The sequence below is a fragment of the Micromonospora sp. NPDC047187 genome, assembly GCF_040643355.1.
Taxonomy (GTDB): domain Bacteria; phylum Actinomycetota; class Actinomycetes; order Mycobacteriales; family Micromonosporaceae; genus Micromonospora; species Micromonospora salmantinae.
On record NZ_JBEYUF010000001.1, the window covers coordinates 382,476 to 401,830 of the forward strand.

Annotated in this window: 13 protein-coding genes and 1 pseudogene; all 14 read right to left on the reverse strand. The window is 70.3% G+C overall.

What is annotated here, in order from left to right:
• Nucleotides 1-43: 43 nt before the first annotated feature.
• The 14 genes and pseudogenes from pflA to ABZ794_RS01690 all read right to left on the reverse strand — a co-directional run bounded on the left by pflA (nt 44) and on the right by ABZ794_RS01690 (nt 19,288).
• Nucleotides 44-793 carry a pyruvate formate-lyase-activating protein gene (pflA, locus tag ABZ794_RS01625; protein ID WP_357513743.1) on the reverse strand — a complete coding sequence of 250 codons (750 nt, stop codon included), beginning with the start codon at nt 791-793 and terminating at the stop codon, nt 44-46.
• Nucleotides 793-3,030, reverse strand: coding sequence for a formate C-acetyltransferase (gene pflB, locus ABZ794_RS01630; protein ID WP_357513745.1), 2,238 nt, complete (start codon nt 3,028-3,030; stop codon nt 793-795). Before pflB ends, pflA begins: the two co-directional genes overlap by 1 nt.
• Before the next feature lie 111 nt (nt 3,031-3,141).
• Nucleotides 3,142-3,453 carry a hypothetical protein gene (locus ABZ794_RS01635; RefSeq protein ID WP_210780657.1) on the reverse strand — a complete coding sequence of 104 codons (312 nt, stop codon included), beginning with the start codon at nt 3,451-3,453 and terminating at the stop codon, nt 3,142-3,144.
• Between the two features lie 9 nt (nt 3,454-3,462).
• Complete coding sequence (gene ppdK / locus ABZ794_RS01640; RefSeq protein ID WP_357513746.1) at nt 3,463-6,120, reverse strand: pyruvate, phosphate dikinase; 2,658 nt, start codon at nt 6,118-6,120, stop codon at nt 3,463-3,465.
• 270 nt (nt 6,121-6,390) lie between these two features.
• Nucleotides 6,391-8,793: a phosphoketolase family protein gene (locus tag ABZ794_RS01645; protein ID WP_357513748.1), complete on the reverse strand. Its 2,403-nt coding sequence runs from the start codon at nt 8,791-8,793 to the stop codon at nt 6,391-6,393.
• 115 nt (nt 8,794-8,908) lie between these two features.
• Complete coding sequence (locus ABZ794_RS01650; protein WP_357513750.1) at nt 8,909-9,385, reverse strand: nitroreductase/quinone reductase family protein; 477 nt, start codon at nt 9,383-9,385, stop codon at nt 8,909-8,911.
• Complete coding sequence (locus ABZ794_RS01655; protein WP_210780654.1) at nt 9,382-10,335, reverse strand: nitroreductase family protein; 954 nt, start codon at nt 10,333-10,335, stop codon at nt 9,382-9,384. The genes ABZ794_RS01650 and ABZ794_RS01655 overlap by 4 nt, the downstream gene beginning before the upstream one ends.
• Nucleotides 10,332-10,901 carry an SRPBCC family protein gene (locus ABZ794_RS01660; protein ID WP_210780653.1) on the reverse strand — a complete coding sequence of 190 codons (570 nt, stop codon included), beginning with the start codon at nt 10,899-10,901 and terminating at the stop codon, nt 10,332-10,334. The genes ABZ794_RS01655 and ABZ794_RS01660 overlap by 4 nt, the downstream gene beginning before the upstream one ends.
• A gap of 41 nt (nt 10,902-10,942) precedes the next feature.
• Nucleotides 10,943-13,510, reverse strand: a pseudogene (adhE, locus tag ABZ794_RS01665) (bifunctional acetaldehyde-CoA/alcohol dehydrogenase); the annotation flags it as partial.
• 267 nt (nt 13,511-13,777) lie between these two features.
• Nucleotides 13,778-13,942 (reverse strand): universal stress protein, encoded by a 165-nt coding sequence (locus tag ABZ794_RS01670; RefSeq protein ID WP_238688360.1) that lies wholly within the window; start codon nt 13,940-13,942, stop codon nt 13,778-13,780.
• A 134-nt stretch (nt 13,943-14,076) separates the two neighbouring features.
• A complete protein-coding gene (locus tag ABZ794_RS01675; protein ID WP_238688361.1) occupies nt 14,077-16,548 on the reverse strand; it encodes an FtsX-like permease family protein in 2,472 nt (823 codons plus the stop codon).
• Complete coding sequence (locus tag ABZ794_RS01680) at nt 16,545-17,306, reverse strand: ABC transporter ATP-binding protein (protein WP_210780650.1); 762 nt, start codon at nt 17,304-17,306, stop codon at nt 16,545-16,547. Before ABZ794_RS01680 ends, ABZ794_RS01675 begins: the two co-directional genes overlap by 4 nt.
• Nucleotides 17,307-17,417: 111 nt before the next feature.
• Complete coding sequence (locus ABZ794_RS01685) at nt 17,418-18,074, reverse strand: response regulator transcription factor (RefSeq protein ID WP_210780649.1); 657 nt, start codon at nt 18,072-18,074, stop codon at nt 17,418-17,420.
• Nucleotides 18,062-19,288: a sensor domain-containing protein gene (locus ABZ794_RS01690; RefSeq protein ID WP_357513754.1), complete on the reverse strand. Its 1,227-nt coding sequence runs from the start codon at nt 19,286-19,288 to the stop codon at nt 18,062-18,064. The genes ABZ794_RS01685 and ABZ794_RS01690 overlap by 13 nt, the downstream gene beginning before the upstream one ends.
• Nucleotides 19,289-19,355 lie beyond the last annotated feature (67 nt).

Below are 19,355 nucleotides of genomic sequence, written 5' to 3' on the forward strand. Positions count from 1 at the left end.
GGTCCGGGAGCCGCTCGTGCCGAGCCAAGCCGCCGGTGGGCCGTCAGTACACCGTCAGCCCGTGATCCTGGAACTGGCGACAGACCCGGTGCAGCAGCGCCTCGTCCGGCGGTGGCGTGTCCGCCAGCGGGAACGGCAGGCCGAGGGCGGCGTACTTCTGAGCGCCGAGTCGGTGGAAGGGCAGCACCTCGACGCGTTCGACCGTGGGCACGTCTGCTGCGATGGAGGCGACCGCGTCGACGTTGCACGGATCGTCGGTGAGGCCGGGCACGAGGACGAAACGGACCCAGATCGGCACGCCGCGGTCGGCCAGGCGGTGCGCGAACCGCACGGTCGGCGCCAGCCGCCCGGTTCCGGTCACCGTCCGGTACGTGGCCGGGTCGCCGGACTTGATGTCGAGCAGCACCAGGTCGGTGGCGTCGAGCAGGGCGTCGTCGGCGCGGTCGCCGAGCAGGCCGCTGGTGTCCAGGGCGGTGTGCAGCCGCATCTCCTTGCACTGGCGCAGCACCTCGCGGGTGAAGGCGGGCTGTTGCAGCGGTTCCCCGCCGCTGAGGGTGACGCCGCCGTGGGCGACCTTCAGGAAGCGTTCGTAGCGGCGGATCTCGGTGAGCAGCTCGTGGACGGAGGTGGGTCGGCCGAAACGGCGGTACTGGGTGTCGGGGCTGTGGCAGTAGAGGCAGCGCAGCGGGCAGCCGGCCAGGAACGCGACGAACCGGGTGCCCGGCCCGTCCACTCCGGTGGAGATGTCGAAGGAGTGGAGCGAGCCGGTCACCGGTACCGTGACGTCGGTCATCACAGCGATCCGTGGAAGGTCCGGGAGATGACGTCGCGCTGCTGCTCGGGAGTGAGCCTGACGAAGTTCACCGCGTACCCGGAGACCCGGATGGTCAGCTGCGGGTACTTCTCCGGGTGGGCCATGGCGTCCTCGAGTGTCGCCCGGTTCAGCACGTTGACGTTCATGTGGAAACCGCCGCTGTCGGTGTAGCCGTCGAGCACGCCGGCGAGGTTGGTGATCCGTTCGTCACGGGTGTGGCCGAGGCCGTTCGGAGCGACGGTGATCGTCAGCGATATCCCGTCGCGCGCGCAGCGGTACGGCAGCTTGGCGACCGACAGCGCGGCGGCGACCATGCCGTGCGTGTCGCGGCCGTTCATCGGGTTCGCGCCCGGCGCGAACGGCTCACCGGCGCGTCGCCCGTCGGGCGTGTTGCCGGTGTGCCTGCCGTAGACGACGTTCGAGGTGATCGTGAGAACAGAAAGCGAAGGCTCGGCACCCCGGTAGCTGGGCTGCCGCCGGATCTTGGCCATGAATCGCTCGACCAGGTCGACGGCGATCGCGTCGGCGCGGTCGTCGTTGTTGCCGAAGGCCGGGAAGTCTCCGTCCACGGCGTAGTCGACGGCCAGACCGCTCTCATCGCGCAGCACCTTGACATGGGCGTGCTTGATGGCGCTCAGGCTGTCCACGGCGACCGACAGGCCGGCGATGCCGGTGGCGAGGAAGCGGTGCACGGGGTAGTCGTGCAGGGCCATCTCGATGCGCTCGTAGGCGTACTTGTCGTGCATGTAGTGGATGACGTTGAGCGCGTCGACGTAGGTCTCGGCCAGCCAGTCCAGCGTCCGGTCGTACGCGGCCAGGACCTCGTCGTAGTCGAGCACGTCGTCGGCGATCGGTTCGGCGACGAAGACCTGCTCGCCGGTCATCTCGTCGCGGCCGCCGTTGATCGCGTACAACAGGGCCTTGGCGAGGTTGGTGCGGGCGCCGAAGAACTGCATGTCCTTTCCCACCCGCATGGCCGACACGCAGCAGGCGATGGCGGTGTCGTCGCTGTACGCGGGCCGGATCAGGTCGTCGTTCTCGTACTGGATGGCGCTCGTGTCGATGGAGACCTGGGCGCAGAACCGCTTGAACCCCTCGGGCAGCGCCGGCGACCACAACACTGTCAGATTCGGCTCCGGAGCCGGACCCAGGTTGTACAGGGTTTGCAGGTAGCGGAAGCTCGTGCGGGTGACCAGCGGGCGGCCGTCACAGCCGATTCCCCCGAGTGCCTCGGTCACCCAGGTCGGATCGCCGGAGAACAACTGGTCGTACTCGGGCGTGCGCAGGAACCGGATGATCCGCAGTTTGATGACGAAGTCGTCGACCAGCTCCTGCGCCTCCCGCTCGGTGAGCCGGCCCTCTTCGATGTCACGCTGGAGGTAGACGTCGACGAACGTGGCGGTCCGGCCCAGGGACATTGCCGCGCCGTTCTGCTCCTTGGCAGCCGCCAGGTAGGCGAAGTACAGCCACTGGATCGCCTCGCGGCCGGTGCTCGCCGGGCCGGAGATGTCACATCCGTACCGGCTGGCCATGAAACGCAGCTCCTTCAGCGACCGAATCTGCTCGGCCAACTCCTCACGGTCGCGGATCACGTTGTCCGATGACAGCTGAGCGTCGAGCGACGCCTTCACCGCCCGGCGCTCGGCGACCAGGCGGTCCACCCCGTACAGCGCGACGCGCCGGTAGTCGCCGATGATCCGGCCCCGGCCGTACGCGTCCGGCAAGCCGGTGATGATGTGCGAGCGGCGGGCGGCCTTCACGTCGGCCGGGTAGGCGTCGAAGACGCCGTCGTTGTGGGTCTTGCGGTACCGGCTGAAGATCGCCTGCACGGCCGGGTCGAGGGTGAAGCCGTACGCCTTGAGGCCGGCCTCCACCATCCGCAGCCCGCCGTTCGGCATGATCGCGCGGCGCAGCGGCGCGCTGGTCTGCAGGCCCACGATGAGCTCATGGTCCTGGTCGAGGTAGCCCGGCTCGTGTGAGGTGATCGTGGACGGGGTGTGCGCGTCCACGTCGTAGACTCCGCGACGGGTCTCCTCGACGAACATGCGCTGCAGCCGCCGCCAGATCCGTTCGGTCCGGTGCGTCGGCCCGGTCAGGAACTCCGGCCCGCCGGTGTACGGCTCGATGTTGTCGTGGATGAATCCGCCGACGTCGATCGTCTCGCGCCAGCCGGTGCCGCGGAACCCGTGCCAGGCTTCGTGCGATGTGGTGGCCATTACCCCTCCTTCATCTCCTCCCAGCATTGCCGAGCGACCACTCGCGGCTTAAGGGTCAGAGGTCCCGGGCGGGTCGGGACCGTCCGGGACCTCCGGGGGTGGGCGGAACGCTCAGCGCTGCTCGACGAGCCGGTGTGCCCGCAACAGGTGCGCCCACCAGGGCCGGCTCGTCGAAGCGGCGCGCAGCGGTGGCCTGCCGGTGTGCTTGAGGCTGATCCAGCCGCCGGGACCCATCGTCACCGTGCCGATCGCCGGGCGCCGACGCATGGCCAGGCCCGCCGACACCGCCGCGGTGGCCACCGCCGCGGTGGCCAGCGCGGCCAGCGCGACGGTGGTGGCATCCACTGCCGGCACGAAGCGTCCGTCGATGTAGGCGCCGATCTCCCGATCGCCACGGCGAACCGGTGTCACCGTCGTTGTCATCGTGACCTCCTACCGGCTGTCCGAGCCGGCCGCTGCGCTCGCGGCGCGACCGGCCTCGAGCCGGGCGATCGGCACCCGGAACGGCGAGCAGGACACGTAGTCCAGGCCGGCGTCGTGGAAGAACCGCACCGAGGCCGGATCGCCGCCGTGCTCGCCGCACACCCCGATGGTCAGGTCGGGCCGGATGGCGCGGCCGCGTTGGACGGCGGTGCTGACGAGCTCGCCCACGCCGTCGCGGTCGATGCTCTCGAACGGTGATACCGAGAAGATGCCCAGCTCGAGATACCGGCCGAAGAACGCGCCTTCCACGTCGTCGCGGGAGAAGCCCCACGTCATCTGGGTCAGGTCGTTGGTGCCGAACGAGAAGAATTCGGCGACGCCGGCGATCTGCCCGGCGGTCAGGGCGGCCCGGGGAACCTCGATCATGGTGCCGAGCCGGATCGGCGGCGCACCGGGCACGCTCGCCAGCACCGACTCCGCTTCCGCGCGTACCGTCTCGAGTTCCTGAACCGCTCCGACCAGCGGAACCATGATCTCCGGCTGAGGGTCGCCGCCTGCGGCGACCCGAGCGGCCGCGGCCTGCGCGATCGCGCGGACCTGCATGGCGAACAGACCCGGGATCACCAGGCCCAGACGTACGCCGCGCAGCCCGAGCATCGGGTTTTGCTCGTGCATGCGCCGCACCGCGGTCAGCAGTGTGCCGTCGTGGCCCGGGTCCACGCCGAGCGCCTCTGCGTGGGCCACCCGGGCGGTCAGCTCCTCCAGCGGGGGCAGGAACTCGTGCAGCGGTGGGTCGATGAGCCGCACGGTCACCGGCAGCCCGTCCATCGCGGCGAACAGCTCCTCGAAGTCGGCCCGCTGCAAGGGCAGCAGCGCCTGGAGGGCTTCGGAGCGGGCGGCGTCGTCCTCGGCCAGGATCAGCCTCTCGACCAGCCGGCGGCGGTCGCCGAGGAACATGTGCTCGGTGCGGCACAAGCCGACTCCGGTGGCGCCGAAGCGGCGGGCTCGGGTGGCGTCGACGGCGGTGTCGGCGTTGGCGTGCACGTCGAGCCGGGCCTGGTGATCGGCGTGGGCCATCAGCCGCTCCACCGCGGAGAGCAGCGGGTCGCCGTGCGCCGCCAGCTCGCCCTCGAAGTACCGCACCACCGCGGAGGGCCGCACGGCGACCGATCCCGGGTAGACGTTTCCGGTGGTGCCGTCGATCGAGATGATGTCACCGGCGTGCAGGGTGCGACCCGCCACGGTGAGGCCGTCGCCGTCGATGCGTAGTTCCTCGGTGCCGCAGACACATGTCTTGCCCATGCCGCGGGCGACCACCGCGGCGTGTGACGTCTTGCCGCCGCGCGAGGTCAGGATGCCTTGAGCAGCGATCATGCCGGGCAGGTCGTCGGGATTGGTCTCCCGGCGCACCAGGATGACCGGCTCGGTCGCCGCCACCGCGGCGGCCGAGTCGAAGACGATCGCGCCGACCGACGCGCCCGGAGAGGCCGGCACGCCGGTGGTCAGCGGTGGGGGAGCGGCGGTGGTGTCGAAACTGGGGAACATCAGCTGGGCCAGTTGCTCACCGGTGACCCGCTGCAGTGCCTCATGCAGGGTGATGCGGCCCTCGTCGACCAACTGGGCGGCGATGACGAACGCGGCGGCCGGGGTGCGCTTGCCGACCCGGGTCTGCAGCATCCACAACCTGCCGTTCTCGATGGTGAACTCGATGTCGCACAGGTCGCGGTAACGCTGCTCGAGCCGCTGCATGATCGACAGCAGCTGCCGATGGCTCGCTGGATCGATGGCGGCGAGCTCGGCCAGCGGCACGGCGTTGCGGATCCCGGCGACCACGTCCTCCCCTTGAGCGTTGCGCAGGTAGTCGCCGTAGACGCCACGCCGTCCGGTGGCCGGGTCCCGGGTGAAGGCGACCCCGGTTCCGGAGTTCTCCCCTCGGTTGCCGAAGACCATCGCCATGACGTTGACCGCGGTGCCCAGGTCCTGCGGGATGCGCTCCTGCCGGCGGTACAGGATGGCGCGTTCGGCGTTCCACGAGCGGAACACCGCTGCGATCGCCAGGAACAGCTGTTCGTGCGGTGCCTGTGGAAAGTCTCGGCCGGTGTGCTGGTGGAACACCTTCTTGTACGCGTGTACCAGGTCCTGCAGTTGAGTCGTGCCGAGTTCCGGGTCCGTTGCGACGCCCGCGATCGACCGGGCGGCCGTCAGTTCCTCTTCGAAAGCTTCGCCGGGAACGTCGAAAACCGTCTTGCCGAACATCTGGATCAGGCGCCGGTACGAGTCCCAGGCGAACCGCTGATCCGCGCTCTGTCGGCCGAGGCCGACCACGCTCGCGTCGTTCAGGCCGATGTCCAGGATTGTCTCCATCATTCCCGGCATCGAGAACTTGGCACCGGACCGCACCGACAGCAACAGCGGATCTGCGGCGTCGCCGAAGGTCTTGCCCATCCGGTTCTGCATCAGCCGCAGGTGATGTTGGACCTCGGTGAGCAGGCCTGCGGGCATCGTGCCGGTGCGCAGGTAGGTGCGGCACGCCTCGGTGGTGACGGTGAACCCTGGCGGCACCGGCAGGCCCATCAGGGTCATCTCGGCCAGGTTGGCGCCCTTGCCGCCGAGCAGGTCCTTGAGGTCCTTGTTGCCGTCGGTGAAGTCGTAGACGTATCGGGTCATGGCACTTCTCACCCCTTCCCTCTTCTTCCTTTGTAGACCGGTCGGGGTTCTTCGCCGTAGGGCCGGACGACCCCCGTCGACGGGCCGTGGCGCGACGCGCGTGGTGACGCGCTCTTCCGGCCCTGACCTGCGTCTTTGCGGGCCTCTACCGTCAGAGCTGGGAAGCTGGGAGGCGGGTGGCTGACCGCCACCCGCCTCGCGGTCCCGCCGCTGCCGCCGGGCATCGCCGAGAGACGGTGGCGCCGGCCGGCGCCACCGTCTCGGTGAAGCTCAGCCGCGTGCCACCCAGTCGCCGAGCGCCCAGTCGCGGACCTCGGGCATGTCCTCCAGGTGCTCCACCACGTACGTCTCGTGGCGATCGAGCTGACTCTGGCACCACGCCTTGAGGTCGGCGGCGCCGCGGGGGAGGCGCTTGGCGTTGTTGATGGCGTCCATCACGAGGTGGTACCGCGACGCCCTGTTGCGGACCGTCATGTCGAACGGGGTGGTGGTCGTGCCCTGCTCGATGAAGCCGCGGACGCGGAACCGGTCCGCGTCGGGGCGGCCGTGCACGAGCTGGTGGATCGCGCCGGGGTAGCCGTGGAAGGAGAACACCACGTCGACGGTGTCGGTGAACAGCTCGGTGAACAAGGTCTCGTTCATGCCGTGTGGGTGGTCCTTGGGGCGGACCAGGGTCATCAGGTCGACCACGTTGACCACGCGGACCTTGAAGCCGGGCAACCGGTCGCGCAGGATCTGTGCGGCCGCGACCGTCTCCATGGTGACGACGTCGCCGGCGCAGGCGAGGACGATGTCGGGGTCGCTGGTGCCGTCGTCGGTGCCGGCCCAGTCCCAGACGCCCGCGCCGCGGGCGCAGTGCTCGATCGCCTCGTCCATGGAGAGGTACTGCAACTGCGGCTGCTTGTCGATCACGATCAGGTTGATGTAGGACCGCGACCGGAAGCAGTGGTCGGCCACCGACAGCAGGGTGTTGGCGTCCGGCGGCAGGTAGACCCGGGCGACGTCGCCGCGTTGGGTGAGCACCACCTGGATCAGGCCGGGCCCCTGGTGGGAGAAGCCGTTGTGGTCGTTGCGCCACGCCGTCGAGGTGAGCAGCACGTTGAGGCTGGGCACCTTCTCGCGCCACGGCAGGTTCTTGGCCTCCTGCAACCACTTGCCGTGCTGCACGGTCTGCGACGCGCTGACCATGGCGAACGCCTCGTACGTGGCGAACATGCCGTGCCGGCCGGTCAGGTTGTAGCCCTCCAGCCAGCCGTGGCAGTTGTGCTCGCTGAGCACCTCCATGACCCGGCCGTGGCGGCTGATCGCCACATCCTCTGCCGTCACGCGCTCCATGAAGGCGCGGTCGGAGACCTCGAAGACGGAACCGAGCCGGTTGCTGTTGGTCTCGTCGGGGCAGAACAACCGGAACCGGTCGGCGTTGCGGGCGTAGATGTCTCGCATCATCTCGCCCAGCTTGCGTGTCGACTCGGCCCGCCGCTGCGCGGGCCGGGGCACGTCGACCGCGTAGGCACGGAAGTCCGGCAGGTCCAGATCCCGGGTCAGCACCCCGCCGTTGGCATGCGAGCTGGCGCTCATCCGTAGGTCACCGTCGGGAGCCTGGTCCCGGATCAACGCCACGGGCGCGCCGGCGGAATCGAACAGCTCCTCCGGACGGTACGACTTGAGCCAGCGTTCGAGCAGTGCGAGGTGCTCCGGATTGTCCTTGACGCCGGACAGCGGCACCTGGTGCGACCGCCAGGTCCCGGTGACGGTGATCCCGTCGACGGAGTCCGGCCCGGTCCAGCCCTTCGGTGACCGCAGGATGATCAGCGGCCAGGCCGGGCGGATACCGTCCCAGGAACCGTCGCGGGCGGCGGTCTGGATGTCGCGGATCCTCGTCCAGGCAGTGACGAGGGCGGCGGCGAAGCGGTGGTGCATGCCGGGCAGGTCGGAGCCCTCGACCTCGATGACGTCGTAGCCGTGGCCACGCAGCAGGTTGCGTACCTCCTCGGGATCCTTGCGCCCCAGCACGGTGGGGCCGGAGATCTTGGCGTCGTTGAGGTGCAGGATCGGCAGGACCGCGCCGTCGCGCTCGGGGTTGAGAAAGGACACGCCCTTCCAGGAGCCCTCGAGGGGCCCGGTCTCGGCCTCACCGTCGCCCACCACCGCGATGGCCAGCAGGTCCGGGTTGTCCATGACCGCGCCGAACGCGTGGACCAGGACGTAGCCCAGCTCGCCGCCCTCGTGGATGGAGCCGGGGGTGGTCACCGACACGTGCGACGGGATACCGCCCGGGCTGGAGAACTGCCGGAACAGGCGCAGCATCCCGGCCTCGTCCTGACTGACGTCCGGGTAGATCTCGCTGTAGGTGCCTTCCAGGTAGCCGGCGGCCACCAGTGCCGGGCCGCCGTGACCCGGACCGGCCAGGTAGATCGCCTGCTGACCGGTGTGCCGGATCAGCCGGGAGACGTGTGCGTAGATCAGCGACAGACCGGGGCTGGTTCCCCAGTGACCGAGCAGGCGCGGCTTGATGTGCTCAGCCGACAGGGGCTCGCGCAGCAACGGGTTGCCCTGCAGGTAAATCTGCCCGATGGTGAGGTAGTTGGTCGCCCGCCACCACGCGTCCAGACGGGCGAGTTCGGTGTCGTCGAGCTCGGCGAGCGTACGGGGCTCGGATACGACCGCGGTCACGGCGGCTCCTTTCACAGATCTCGGCTTGTCAGGAGTCACGCTAGGCCCGGCCGACGTCGCCCCCAAGGGCCAGAAGCCGTCCGCCGAGGGACGTTCGGCCCCCAGCTCCGGAACCTCAGGGCACCGCCGGTCCGATCAGGAATACCGGGTACTCCGGCGCGATCGTCATGAACTCAGCGTGTGAGGAATGCCGATCGACCGGGAAGTGCGGGCGGGCGCCCGGTGCCTTGGCGAGATACTCGCGCAGGATCGGCGCTCGTTCCGCCACGTCGACCTCGACCAGCCGGACCGGCTCCCGTCGGCCACGCCGAAGGGTGGCCGCGCCGTCGGCAGCCCGGACGTTGGCCACCCAGTTGGCCCGGCGCCCGAGCATCGAGACCAGGTAGCGCTCCCCGCCATGAATGGTCATCACCAACGGCACGGCCACCGTCCGCCCGCTTCTGTGGCCGACCACTGCCAGGGTCACCCAGCCCGACGGTGCCAGGAATCCGCTGCTGTGCTGGGCAGCGGCGATCCGGTTGAGCACCCGCGCCAGGCGACCGGGGTGTCCTCCCCGGTACATCCGGGCGCGCCATGATCGTCGAATGGTCACTGGTCGCTCCTTCGCAGAACCTCGGACAGCGGCCGGCGCGGTGTCACCGCGGCCTGTGGGCCGTATCCGATCCGAATGATCATCTGCGCCCAACGGCCGGCCGCGGTGTCGGTGAGCAGTTCGCGGATCGCCGGAACCTCGATCGGTTGGCTGATGGGAGTGGTGGCCAGCCTCAGCCGGGTGGCCGCCAGCAGGACGTGCTGAAGGGCCTGACCGGCGCTTACCCAGTCGTGCGGGCCGTCACCGAGCGTCGCGAGCACGGCGATGGTCGGGTGCGCCTCGAAGAACTCACTTGTCCGCCAGGGTTGTGGGTGGACGAGGCCGAAGTCTCGGATCGGCATTCGTTCGAGGGCGTCCCACGGTCCGATGGCGGCGGCTGGGATGCCGTCGTGGCGGCCCGACGAGGGCCTCGTCCAGCGGCTCAGCTCGGCCCGGTAGCGGCCGCTCATGCGCAGCCGGCGCTCAGCCTGGTGCCCGAGCCCCAGGATGGCGTTGCGGGTGACCGGACCGGCGACCGTGAGTGCCACCCCCTGGTCCGCGGCGGCCACGGTCAGCTCCTCGATCGCGTCGGCAGAAACCGCTGAGTCGGCGAACGGCCACCGATTGGTGTGCCGCCGGGCGATCGCTTCGGCCAACGTCGTCACGGTTTCCGGCGGTGGGGCTTCGCCATCGATTAGCACCCGGGCCACCAGATCGGGCGAGTCCGGTTCCGGGAAGAGGACGTACGTCGTGCGCCAACCCTCTGCCCGCAGAGCCAGCCGCAGGGTGAACACTGCCGCACCGACACTGATCAGGAGTTCGCGCCCGGACGCGTCCAGCGCGTCGAGTTGGCGGCTGCGGTCCGCGTACACCCGCACCTCCCGGCCGGTGACCCGGAAGAGCCATGGCTGGCTGTTGTGCAGCGAGGGAGCTAGCGTCGCGGCCGCCACGCACCGGGCGAGCACGTTCATGACGTGCCTTCCGCGCGCTGCTTGATACCCAGCAGCATCCGGCGTTCCATGATCAGACTGCCCGGTTCCATCACCAGGCGGTACGCGATCCGAACCGGTCCCGGACCGCCCACCAGCGCGATCCGGTTGCGGCTGATCAGCCGGGTGCCCGCCCCGTCGGGCCGCAGGTGGAAGGACCACACCCAGGCGCCATCGGCGGACCGGAACACCAGCGTCCGCCCCGGGTCGAGGATCTCGACCCGCATGGCGGGCCCGTTCCTGCCAAGCGGTAGTTCGTCGCCGGTGGCGAGGTGCTGGAACCGTGGCAGGATCTCGTCGGCGCTGTGCATGTCGAGCCCGAACAGGTTCTCGACCCAGTCGTAGGTGTAGGCGCCACCGCGACCGCTGCCCATCTGCACGAGCCAGGGCCAGACCGCCATGGGCGGTGCCTCGATGGTGACTGCCCGGGTGGAGACGATGTCCGGGGCGGCGAGGAACTCGTCGCCGGGCAGCGTGCCCGCCACCTCGCCCGTCGTGGCTCCCCACGTGAGCCACCGCCCGGGTCGTTGGAGCACTGTTCCCTTCATAGCCTCTCCCTTCTGAGCGAAAGCGGCACCTCCCGGTCTACTCAGCCGGCGGTCGCCGATCCGTGGTACGCGGCGCGCATCAGTTCCTGCATGTCGGCGAGCATCGGCATCCGGGGATTGGCCGGCGCGCACTGGTCCTCGTACGCGTTGAGCGCCTGCTGCGGCAACGCCGCGAGGAAGGCACCCTCGTCCACCCCGACGGCCGCGAACGAGGGTTCGATGCCGACCGCGTCGCGCAGCCTCTCGATCGCCGTGGCCAGAGCTTCGACCGCCTCGGCGTCGGTCGCCGCGGGCAGCCCGAGGGTGCGGGCGATGTCGGCGAAGCGTTGCGGCGCCCGGTAGCTCTCGTACTTGGGCCAGCCGGTGAGCTTGCTCGGCACGGCCCCGTTGTAGCGGATGACGTGTGGGAGCAGGATCGCGTTGGTGCGTCCGTGTGCGACGTGGAAGGTGGCGCCCAGGGTGTGCGACATGGCATGCACGATGCCGAGGAAGGCGCTGCCGAACGCCATGCCGGCGATCGTTCCGGCGTTGTGCATCTTCTCGCGGGCCCGCGGGTCTGCCGCGCCGTGGTGCACGGCCCGGGCCAGGTTGCCGAAGATGAGCCGGATGGCGTGCAGGGCCAGCCCGTCGGTGAAGTCGCTGGCGTAGACCGACACATACGACTCGATCGCGTGGGTGAGCGCGTCGAAGCCGCTGTCCGCGGTGACCACCGCCGGCAGGTCGGCGGCCAGCACCGGGTCGACGATCGCCACACTCGGCGTGAGAGCGTAGTCGGCGAGCGGGTACTTCTTGCCCGACGCGGTGTCGGTGATGACGGCGAACGGGGTGACCTCAGCCCCGGTGCCGGAGGTGGTCGGGACGCAGACGAGTTGGGCCAGCGTGCCGAGGGTGGGGAACTTGAAGGCGCGTTTGCGGATGTCGAAGAACTTCTCCCGCAGATCGGCGAAGACCACCTCGGGGTGCTCGTAGCGCAGCCACATCACCTTGGCGGCATCCATCGCCGAGCCCCCGCCGAGCGCGATGATGGTGTCCGGCCGAAACGAGCGCATCAACTCGGCGCCGCGGTCGACAGTGCGCACGCTGGGCTCCGGCTCCACGTCGTCGATGATCTGCAGAGCCACCTGCTCGCGGCGGCGGTGCAGCACGGACAGCACGCGGTCCACGTACCCCAGCTTGGTCATCGTGTGGTCGGTGACCACCGTGACCCGGTGTACGTCGGGCATGTCGGCGAGGTAACGGATCGCGTTCGGCTCGAAGTAGATCTTCGGCGGAACCTTGAACCACTGCAGATTGTTCGTACGCCGGGCAACCCGCTTGATGTTGATCAGGTCGACCGCGGTGACGTTGTGCGACACCGAATTGTGGCCGTAGCTGCCGCAGCCCAGCGTCAGCGACGGCAGGAAGGCGTTGTACATGTCGCCGATGCCGCCCTGCGAGGCCGGTGCGTTCCAGATGATCCGGACGGCCTTGATCCGACGGCCGTACGCCTCGGCCAGTTCCGCGTCCTGCGTGTGGATGACGGCGCTGTGGCCCAGACCGTCAAACTCGACCATCTGCTCGGCGTACGCGAAGGCCTGGTCGTGACCGGTCGCCGACAGCAGGGCGAGCACCGGGCAGAGCTTCTCCCGGGTCAGCGGCTCGGCCGGGCCGACCCGGTCGACCGGGGCCAGGATGATCGAGGTGTCCGGGGCGACCGCGAAACCGGCGTGTTCGGCGATCCAGGTCGCTGACTGCCCGACCACGTCCGGGTTGAGTCTTCCGGAGCCGAAAAGCAGCGCCTCCAGCAGCGTCTTCTCCTGTGGCGTCGCGACGTGGGCGTGCAGTCGCCGGAACTCGGCGAGAGCGACGGACTGGATCGCGTCGTCGATGATGACGGCCTGCTCGGAGGCGCAGATCATGCCGTTGTCGAACGACTTGGACAGCACCACGTCGTTGACAGCGCGGGCCACGTCGGCCGAAGCCTCCAGGTACGCCGGGACATTGCCGGCGCCGACGCCGAGCGCCGGTTTGCCGGTGGAATAGGCGGCTCGGACCATGGTGTTGCCGCCGGTCGCCAGGACCACCGAGACACCGGGATGCTGCATCAACTCGTTCGTCGCGGCCACCGACGGCGCCTCGATCCACTGGACGCAGTGCTCCGGCGCGCCGGCGGCGACGGCGGCGTCACGGACCGTTCGGGCGGCCTCCTGGCTGCAGCGTTGCGCCGCCGGATGGAAGGCGAAGATCACCGGGTTGCGGGTCTTGAGGGCCAGCAGAGCCTTGAAGATGGTGGTCGAGGTCGGGTTGGTCACCGGCGTCACCGCGGCCACCACCCCGACCGGCTCGGCGATCTGAGTGACCCCCGCGATGTCGTCCCGGGCGATCACCCCGACGGTGCGGATGTCGGCCATGTGGTTGGTGACGTGCTCGCAGGCGAAGATGTTTTTCGCCGCCTTGTCCTCGAACACGCCGCGGCCGGTCTCCTCGACCGCCAGCATCGCGAGTGCGGCGTGCCGGCTGAGCGCGGCCACCGACGCCTTCTTCACGATCTCGTCGACCTGTTTCTGGTCGTAGGAGTCGTAGTCGGCCAACGCCTTGAGACCGTTCTCAACCAAGGTCTCGATCATGCTTCTGCCCTCCGTTGGTCCTTCCTCTCGAACGTAGGTCTCCGTCGATCGATATCGGCACGGCCGATGGGCCCGCTAGGACGGGACCACCGGCCCGCCCGTACCGGGCGGCCGTCCGTCTGGTTCGCACCGTGGGCGATCGCATCCGTTGTCAACGGCCTCTGCCGTATCGGCCGCAACTCTCTGCGGCGGCTGTTGGATCGGACCTGAGTTCGGAGACGGCTGGACCGCCCCGGCCGGCCGGGGCGGTCCAGCGTTCAGAACCAGAGCTCAGGCCTGCGGGATTTCCCGGACCACCGCCACCGTGCACGGCGACCGGTGCAGCAGGTGCTGGCTGACCGAGCCCAGCAGCACGAACTGGCGAACCCGCAGTGCCTGCGGCTGCCGAGCGCCCCCAGTGCGGCGTTCGCGGCGATCTCGAACGTCCGGCTGCATGCCCTGCTGTCGGGTTCCGCGATGATCTTCGTGGCCCCCATGGCCGGCGGCCGGGTTCCGTGTCGCGTCTGCGGTGGTGCCACCGCGCTTGTCGGCGATGCCGTCAGCGGTTGCCGATATTCGAGCCGCGACGCCTACTCCTTCACACCGATGTTGTCGATCGGCGGAGCGCTGAGCAGGCGTCGGACGGGCCACACGGTGGTTGCCAACGCCAGCAGTGTCGTGCCGCCGAGCACCGCCACCCAACCGAGCGGCGGGACGTACGGGACCGGGCTGCCGGTCAGTCCGTTGACGATCGCGCTCAGAGTCAGCGCCGCGATCGTCGCGCCGATCAGCACCGCGGTGCCGAGCAGCCCGGCCTGTTCGGCCTGGACCATCCGCCGAATCTGACGGCGGGTGACCCCGACCAGTTGCAGCAACGCCAACTCGCGGCGGCGGGCCAGCGCGGCCAGCACCATCGTGGTCGCCGCCGCCAGCGCCGCGTACCCCACCATCACGCCGATCAGCAGCCGGTTCAACCAGGCGCCGAACGCCAGATCGGCGCTGATCAGACGCGTACGGGTAGCGGCGTCGAGAACCTGGGTGCCCGGGTGCCCCGCCGACCACCGGGCCAACGCGGTGTCGGCCTCCGGGCCGGCGCTGACCAGGACCTCGTCGTCGGTACCCCCGGCCGTGTGCCCGGCGACCGTCTCGGCGGCCAGCGTGACGTCGCCGAAGCCGAGGCCCCGGCCGTAGATCGCGATGACGTCCAACGTGACCGGGGTGCCGTCGCCCAGCCAGAGTTCCACCTGGTCGCCGACGTCCCAGCCGGAAGTGGACGCCTGCATCGCAGACAGGGCGACAGTGCCCGCGCGCAGGTCGGCCAGGTTGCCCTCGCGCACGGCGAGGTCCATCGTCGACGTGATGCCCGCCGGGTCGACCGACTGCGCGCTGACCGGCTCGATTCCGCCGAGCGCCCGCACCACCACCTGCGTACGGTGCACACCGGTGGCCGCCCGCACCCCGGCCAACTCGCGGATCTCCCGGACCGCGTCCTTCGGCAGCCCACCCGGAGCGACAAGCACCCGCTCGGCGAGGGTTCCCGCGCTGCTCTGCGTGGTGGTCTGCCGTTCCAGGTTGGTCTGCAGGAACCAGACCGAGCCGCCGAACCCCACTGACAGTACGAGGGCGGTCAGGACGGTCGCCATGCCCTGCGCGTTGGCCCGCAGATTGGCCGCGGCCAGGTAGCCGCTGACCCGCCACATCCGCGGCAACAACGGTGTGAGCAGGCGTGCCGCGTACGCGTTGATCCTCGGTGCGAGCAGCGCCACCGCGATGACGAACAGGTACAGCATGCCGACCGCGCCGGCCAGTGCCCCGGTCGACCCGGCGGCACCGAGCGTGAACGCCCCGGAGGTGCCGGCCGCCGCCAGCGTCAGCACGCCGGCGATCAGCCGCACCCGGCCGCTGCGCCGAGGCTCGACAGCGATCTCGCCGAGCGCCTCGATCGGCTTGATCCCGGTGACCCGGCGTGCCGCGACCAACGCGGCGAGCACCGCCACGAGGACCGCCACGAGGGCCGCGGCCGGCACCGCGAACAGGCCGCCGGCCATCGGGAAGCTGGCCGGCACGAACCCCCGTCCGACCAGCTCGCCGTGCACCCAACGGGCCGCCAGCAGTCCGGCCGGGCCGCCGATCGCAGAGCCGAGCAGGGCCAGAAGCGCGGCCTCGGCGACCAGCATGCGACGCACCTGCCCCGGCGTGGCCGCGACCGCGCGTAGTAACGCCAGGTCACGTCGACGGTGCCGGACGGACAGCCCGATGGTGCCGGCCACCACGAAGACGATCAGCAGGACGACGTACCCCCCGAAAACCGATCCGACCTCGATCAGCAACGTCTGGGCGGCCTGGTCCTCCGACTGCTCGACGTTCCCACGGTCCTTCCCGGCGTACGTCGTGGCGCCGGCCGCCGACGCGATCTCGCGTACCGCGCCGAGGTCGGCGCCGGGCACCATCCGCACGCCGATCGCATCAACCCGGCCCGGGTGGGCGGACAACCGGGCGGCCTGCGCGTCGGTGAAGAACACCGCCGCCGAACCGGTCTCGGCGGTTCCGCTCACCCGGTACGACCGGCTGACCCCGCCGACGACCAGGTCGATGCGGTTGCCGGGTGCCACGCCGAGAAGGGTGTCGACAAGCACCTCGTCGTCGGCTCGTGGCGCGGCACCCGCGCCGATGGGACGACCGGTGAAGGCGTACGTGTCCCAGCCGTGTCCCACGGCAGCGGGTGAGCCGATCAGCACCCGTTCGTCGCCGGTGACGGCCTCGACGCCCGGCACCTGGCGGATCTGGTCCACCAGGGCCGCGTCCACAGTGCCGCCCTCGGGCAGCGTGACGGTGCTCGTGGTGGTGTCGCCGCCGAACTCTTTGAACGTGTGGCTCACCGTGCGGTTGGCGACGACCGCGTCGGCCGTTGCCCAGAGTCGTGGCTCCGTACGGAAACGCAGCCCGGACTCGACGAGCGTGCCCATCGATACCAGGATCAGCACGCCGGCGATCAGGGCCAGCAGGGTCGCGGCGGCGGGGCCGGCGCGGTGTCGCAGCAGGCGGGCGGCGAGGCCGATCATCGGAGGACCCGCCGATCCAGCGATGCCAGGTGCTCGGCGATACCGGCGGCTCCGAGCTGCGGAAGGTCGGCGACGATCGCACCGTCGGCCAACACGAGCACGCGGTCCGCGTACGACGCGGCGATCGGATCGTGGGTCACCATCACCACTGTCAGCCCGTGTTCGTCCACGACCGCGCGAAGCAGCGTCAGCACCTCCGCCGCGGTCCGCGAGTCGAGGGCGCCGGTGGGCTCGTCTGAGAAGATCACCTCGGGGCGGGTGGCCAGCGCCCGGGCGATCGCCACCCGCTGCTGCTGGCCGCCGGAGAGCGCGGCCGGCCGGTGGTGCAGTCGCTCGGTGAGGCCGACCCGCTCGACCACCTGGGTCAGCCAGGCCCGGTCCGGACGGACGCCGGCCAGGCGTAGGGGCAGCACGATGTTCTCCTCGACGGTGAGCGCGCCGATCAGGTTGAATGCCTGGAAGACGAACCCGATCCGGGTACGACGCAGCTCGGTCAGGCGGGTCTCGGACAGCCCGGACAGGTCGGTGCCTCCGATGACCACCCGACCGGAGGTGGGCCGGTCGAGCCCGGCGGCGGTCTGCAGCAGCGTGCTCTTGCCGGAGCCCGAGGGCCCCATCACCGCGGTGAAGGTGCCCCGGTCGAAGCCGACATCGATGCCCGCAAGCGCAGTCACCTGGTTACGGCCGGCGTCGTACACGCGGGTGAGTTGTTCGACCCGTACCGCCGGTTCGATGGTCTGTCCCGGATAATCCGGCATTCTGGTGGCCTCTCTCCGTGTCATCGGCAAGAACTGCGCGCACCAGAAACGCTATTGACGTGCGAGAACGGCGACCATCCCGCGGGCTGCCAGGGCCAGGTACAGCAGGCGCTACCTCCGATCACCGTTCAGGTAGCGCAGCACCGCGGTGACCCGGCGGTCGGCATGGTCGTCCGGTGGAAGCTGAAGCTTCGAGAAGATGCTGCGGATGTGCTTGTGCACCGCGCCGTCGGTGACGAACAGTCGCCCGGCGATCGCGCTGTTGCCAAGCCCTTCGGCCATCAACCCCAGCACCTCACGCTCACGCGGCGACAGCTCGCCCAGCGCCGTGTCCGTCCGGCGGTTGCGGGCGAGCAACTGCGCCACCACCTCCGGGTCGATCACGCTGCCGCCGTCCGCGACGCGGTGCAGCGCGGCGAGGAACTCCTCGACCCGGCCCACCCGCTCCTTCAACAGATAACCGAGCCCGACGGCGCCGACCGAGAACAGGTCGGTGGCGAAAGCCTGCTCCACATACGCCGACAGGACCAGCACCGCGAGGCCGGGGCGGCGCCGCCGGGCCTCCACCGCAGCCACGATGCCCTCGTCGGTGTGGGTCGGTGGCATCCGTACGTCCACGATCGCGACGTCCGGCGCGTGTTCGTCGACGGCGACCAGGAACTCGCCCGGAGTACCGGCCGTGGCGACCACGTCCAGATCCTCCGCCCGCAGCAGCAGAGCCAGCCCTTCACGCAGCAGCGGGTCGTCCTCGGCGATCACGATCCGCATGGCAGCTCCACGTCCATTCTCGTCGGCCCGCCCGGCGGGCTCGTCAGTGTCATCAGGCCGTCGTACGCCTCGACCCGCCGGCGGATACCGGTCAGCCCTGAGCCACGTGTCTCGTCCGCGTCGCCGTGTCCGTCGTCCTCAATGCACACCAGCAGCCGGCCGCGTTCGCGGCGCACGGCCACGTCCACCTGGCTCGCACCGCTGTGCCGGACGACGTTGGTCAGCGCCTCGGCCACCACGAAGTACGCGGTGGCCTCGACCGAGGCCGCGCACCGCACGGCCACGTCCACCTCAAGTCGGCAGGGCACCACGCAACTGCCGGCCAGACCCGCCAGAGCGCCGGCGAGACCCCGGTTGTCCAGCACGGGTGGCAGGATCCCGCGCACCACCGTACGAAGCTCGCCGAGTGCCTGTTCCGCAGCGTCCTGCGCCTGCCCGAGGATCTCATCGGCGCGGTCCGGGTTGCGGCGCGCTGCCCGCCGCGCGGCACCCAGCAACACGTTGACCGCGACCAACCGGTTCTGGGTGCCGTCGTGCAACGAACGCTCGATCCGGCGCAGCTCGACCGCGTGGGCGTCCAGCGCCGCAGCGCGGGTGGCGGTCAGCTCGGCCACCCGCAGCGACAGGTCGACACCCGGCGGCGGAGGCAGCAGCAACCGGCCCGGCCACGCCTGGAGACGGGCCAGGACCGGGCTGAACCAGATCGCGGCGGCCAGCCAGCCCACCCCGAACAACCCGACCGCGAGTGCCTCGGACAACCCGTCGATGCGCCACCAGACGATCCCCGGCGCGCCCGCGTCGGCAGGGAGCAGCTCGTACCACAGCGGGAACGTGACGTACTGCACGGCAGACAGTGGCAGCCCGAGGCCGACCAGCCCGGTCACCAGGCCGATGAGCGAGTACAGCGCGACCCAGCCGAGCTCCCGGCGCACGAAGGGATCACGCGTCGCCGTCCGCAACCCGGCCGGCACCGGCCCCGGCGTGGGGATCGACTCACCCCAGCGGGACAGCCGGGCCCGCTCGCGGTCGGCCACCGAGCGCACCGCCCGCAGAGCACCGGGCGCCGCCAGCAGCCCCACCCCGCCCACGCAGGTCACCGCCACGATCGCCGCCCAGAGCAGCGCGCCCAGCGCCAGCGCGGCGGTGCCCAGCCCTCCGGCGAGGTGCTCCAGGGCGTCGATCGAGGCGCGAACCCGGCCCCGCACGTACGTCATCGACCCACCTCCCTCGCCAACATAGGCCACCGCGGAACCCGCACGGCAACGCCCTGCGCGGAAGGTA

What these genes read in the sequence shown, in the direction of transcription:
- pflA (WP_357513743.1), bottom strand. Translation starts at nt 793, where the DNA reads ATGACCGACGTCACGGTACCGGTGACCGGCTCGCTCCACTCCTTCGAC.
- ABZ794_RS01685 (WP_210780649.1), bottom strand. Translation starts at nt 18,074, where the DNA reads ATGCGGATCGTGATCGCCGAGGACGACCCGCTGCTGCGTGAAGGGCTG.
- ABZ794_RS01690 (WP_357513754.1), bottom strand. Translation starts at nt 19,288, where the DNA reads ATGACGTACGTGCGGGGCCGGGTTCGCGCCTCGATCGACGCCCTGGAG.
- ABZ794_RS01635 (WP_210780657.1), bottom strand. Translation starts at nt 3,453, where the DNA reads ATGACAACGACGGTGACACCGGTTCGCCGTGGCGATCGGGAGATCGGC.
- ABZ794_RS01655 (WP_210780654.1), bottom strand. Translation starts at nt 10,335, where the DNA reads ATGAACGTGCTCGCCCGGTGCGTGGCGGCCGCGACGCTAGCTCCCTCG.
- ABZ794_RS01670 (WP_238688360.1), bottom strand. Translation starts at nt 13,942, where the DNA reads ATGCAGCCGGACGTTCGAGATCGCCGCGAACGCCGCACTGGGGGCGCT.
- ppdK (WP_357513746.1), bottom strand. Translation starts at nt 6,120, where the DNA reads ATGACCCGATACGTCTACGACTTCACCGACGGCAACAAGGACCTCAAG.
- ABZ794_RS01660 (WP_210780653.1), bottom strand. Translation starts at nt 10,901, where the DNA reads ATGAAGGGAACAGTGCTCCAACGACCCGGGCGGTGGCTCACGTGGGGA.
- ABZ794_RS01675 (WP_238688361.1), bottom strand. Translation starts at nt 16,548, where the DNA reads ATGATCGGCCTCGCCGCCCGCCTGCTGCGACACCGCGCCGGCCCCGCC.
- pflB (WP_357513745.1), bottom strand. Translation starts at nt 3,030, where the DNA reads ATGGCCACCACATCGCACGAAGCCTGGCACGGGTTCCGCGGCACCGGC.
- ABZ794_RS01680 (WP_210780650.1), bottom strand. Translation starts at nt 17,306, where the DNA reads ATGCCGGATTATCCGGGACAGACCATCGAACCGGCGGTACGGGTCGAA.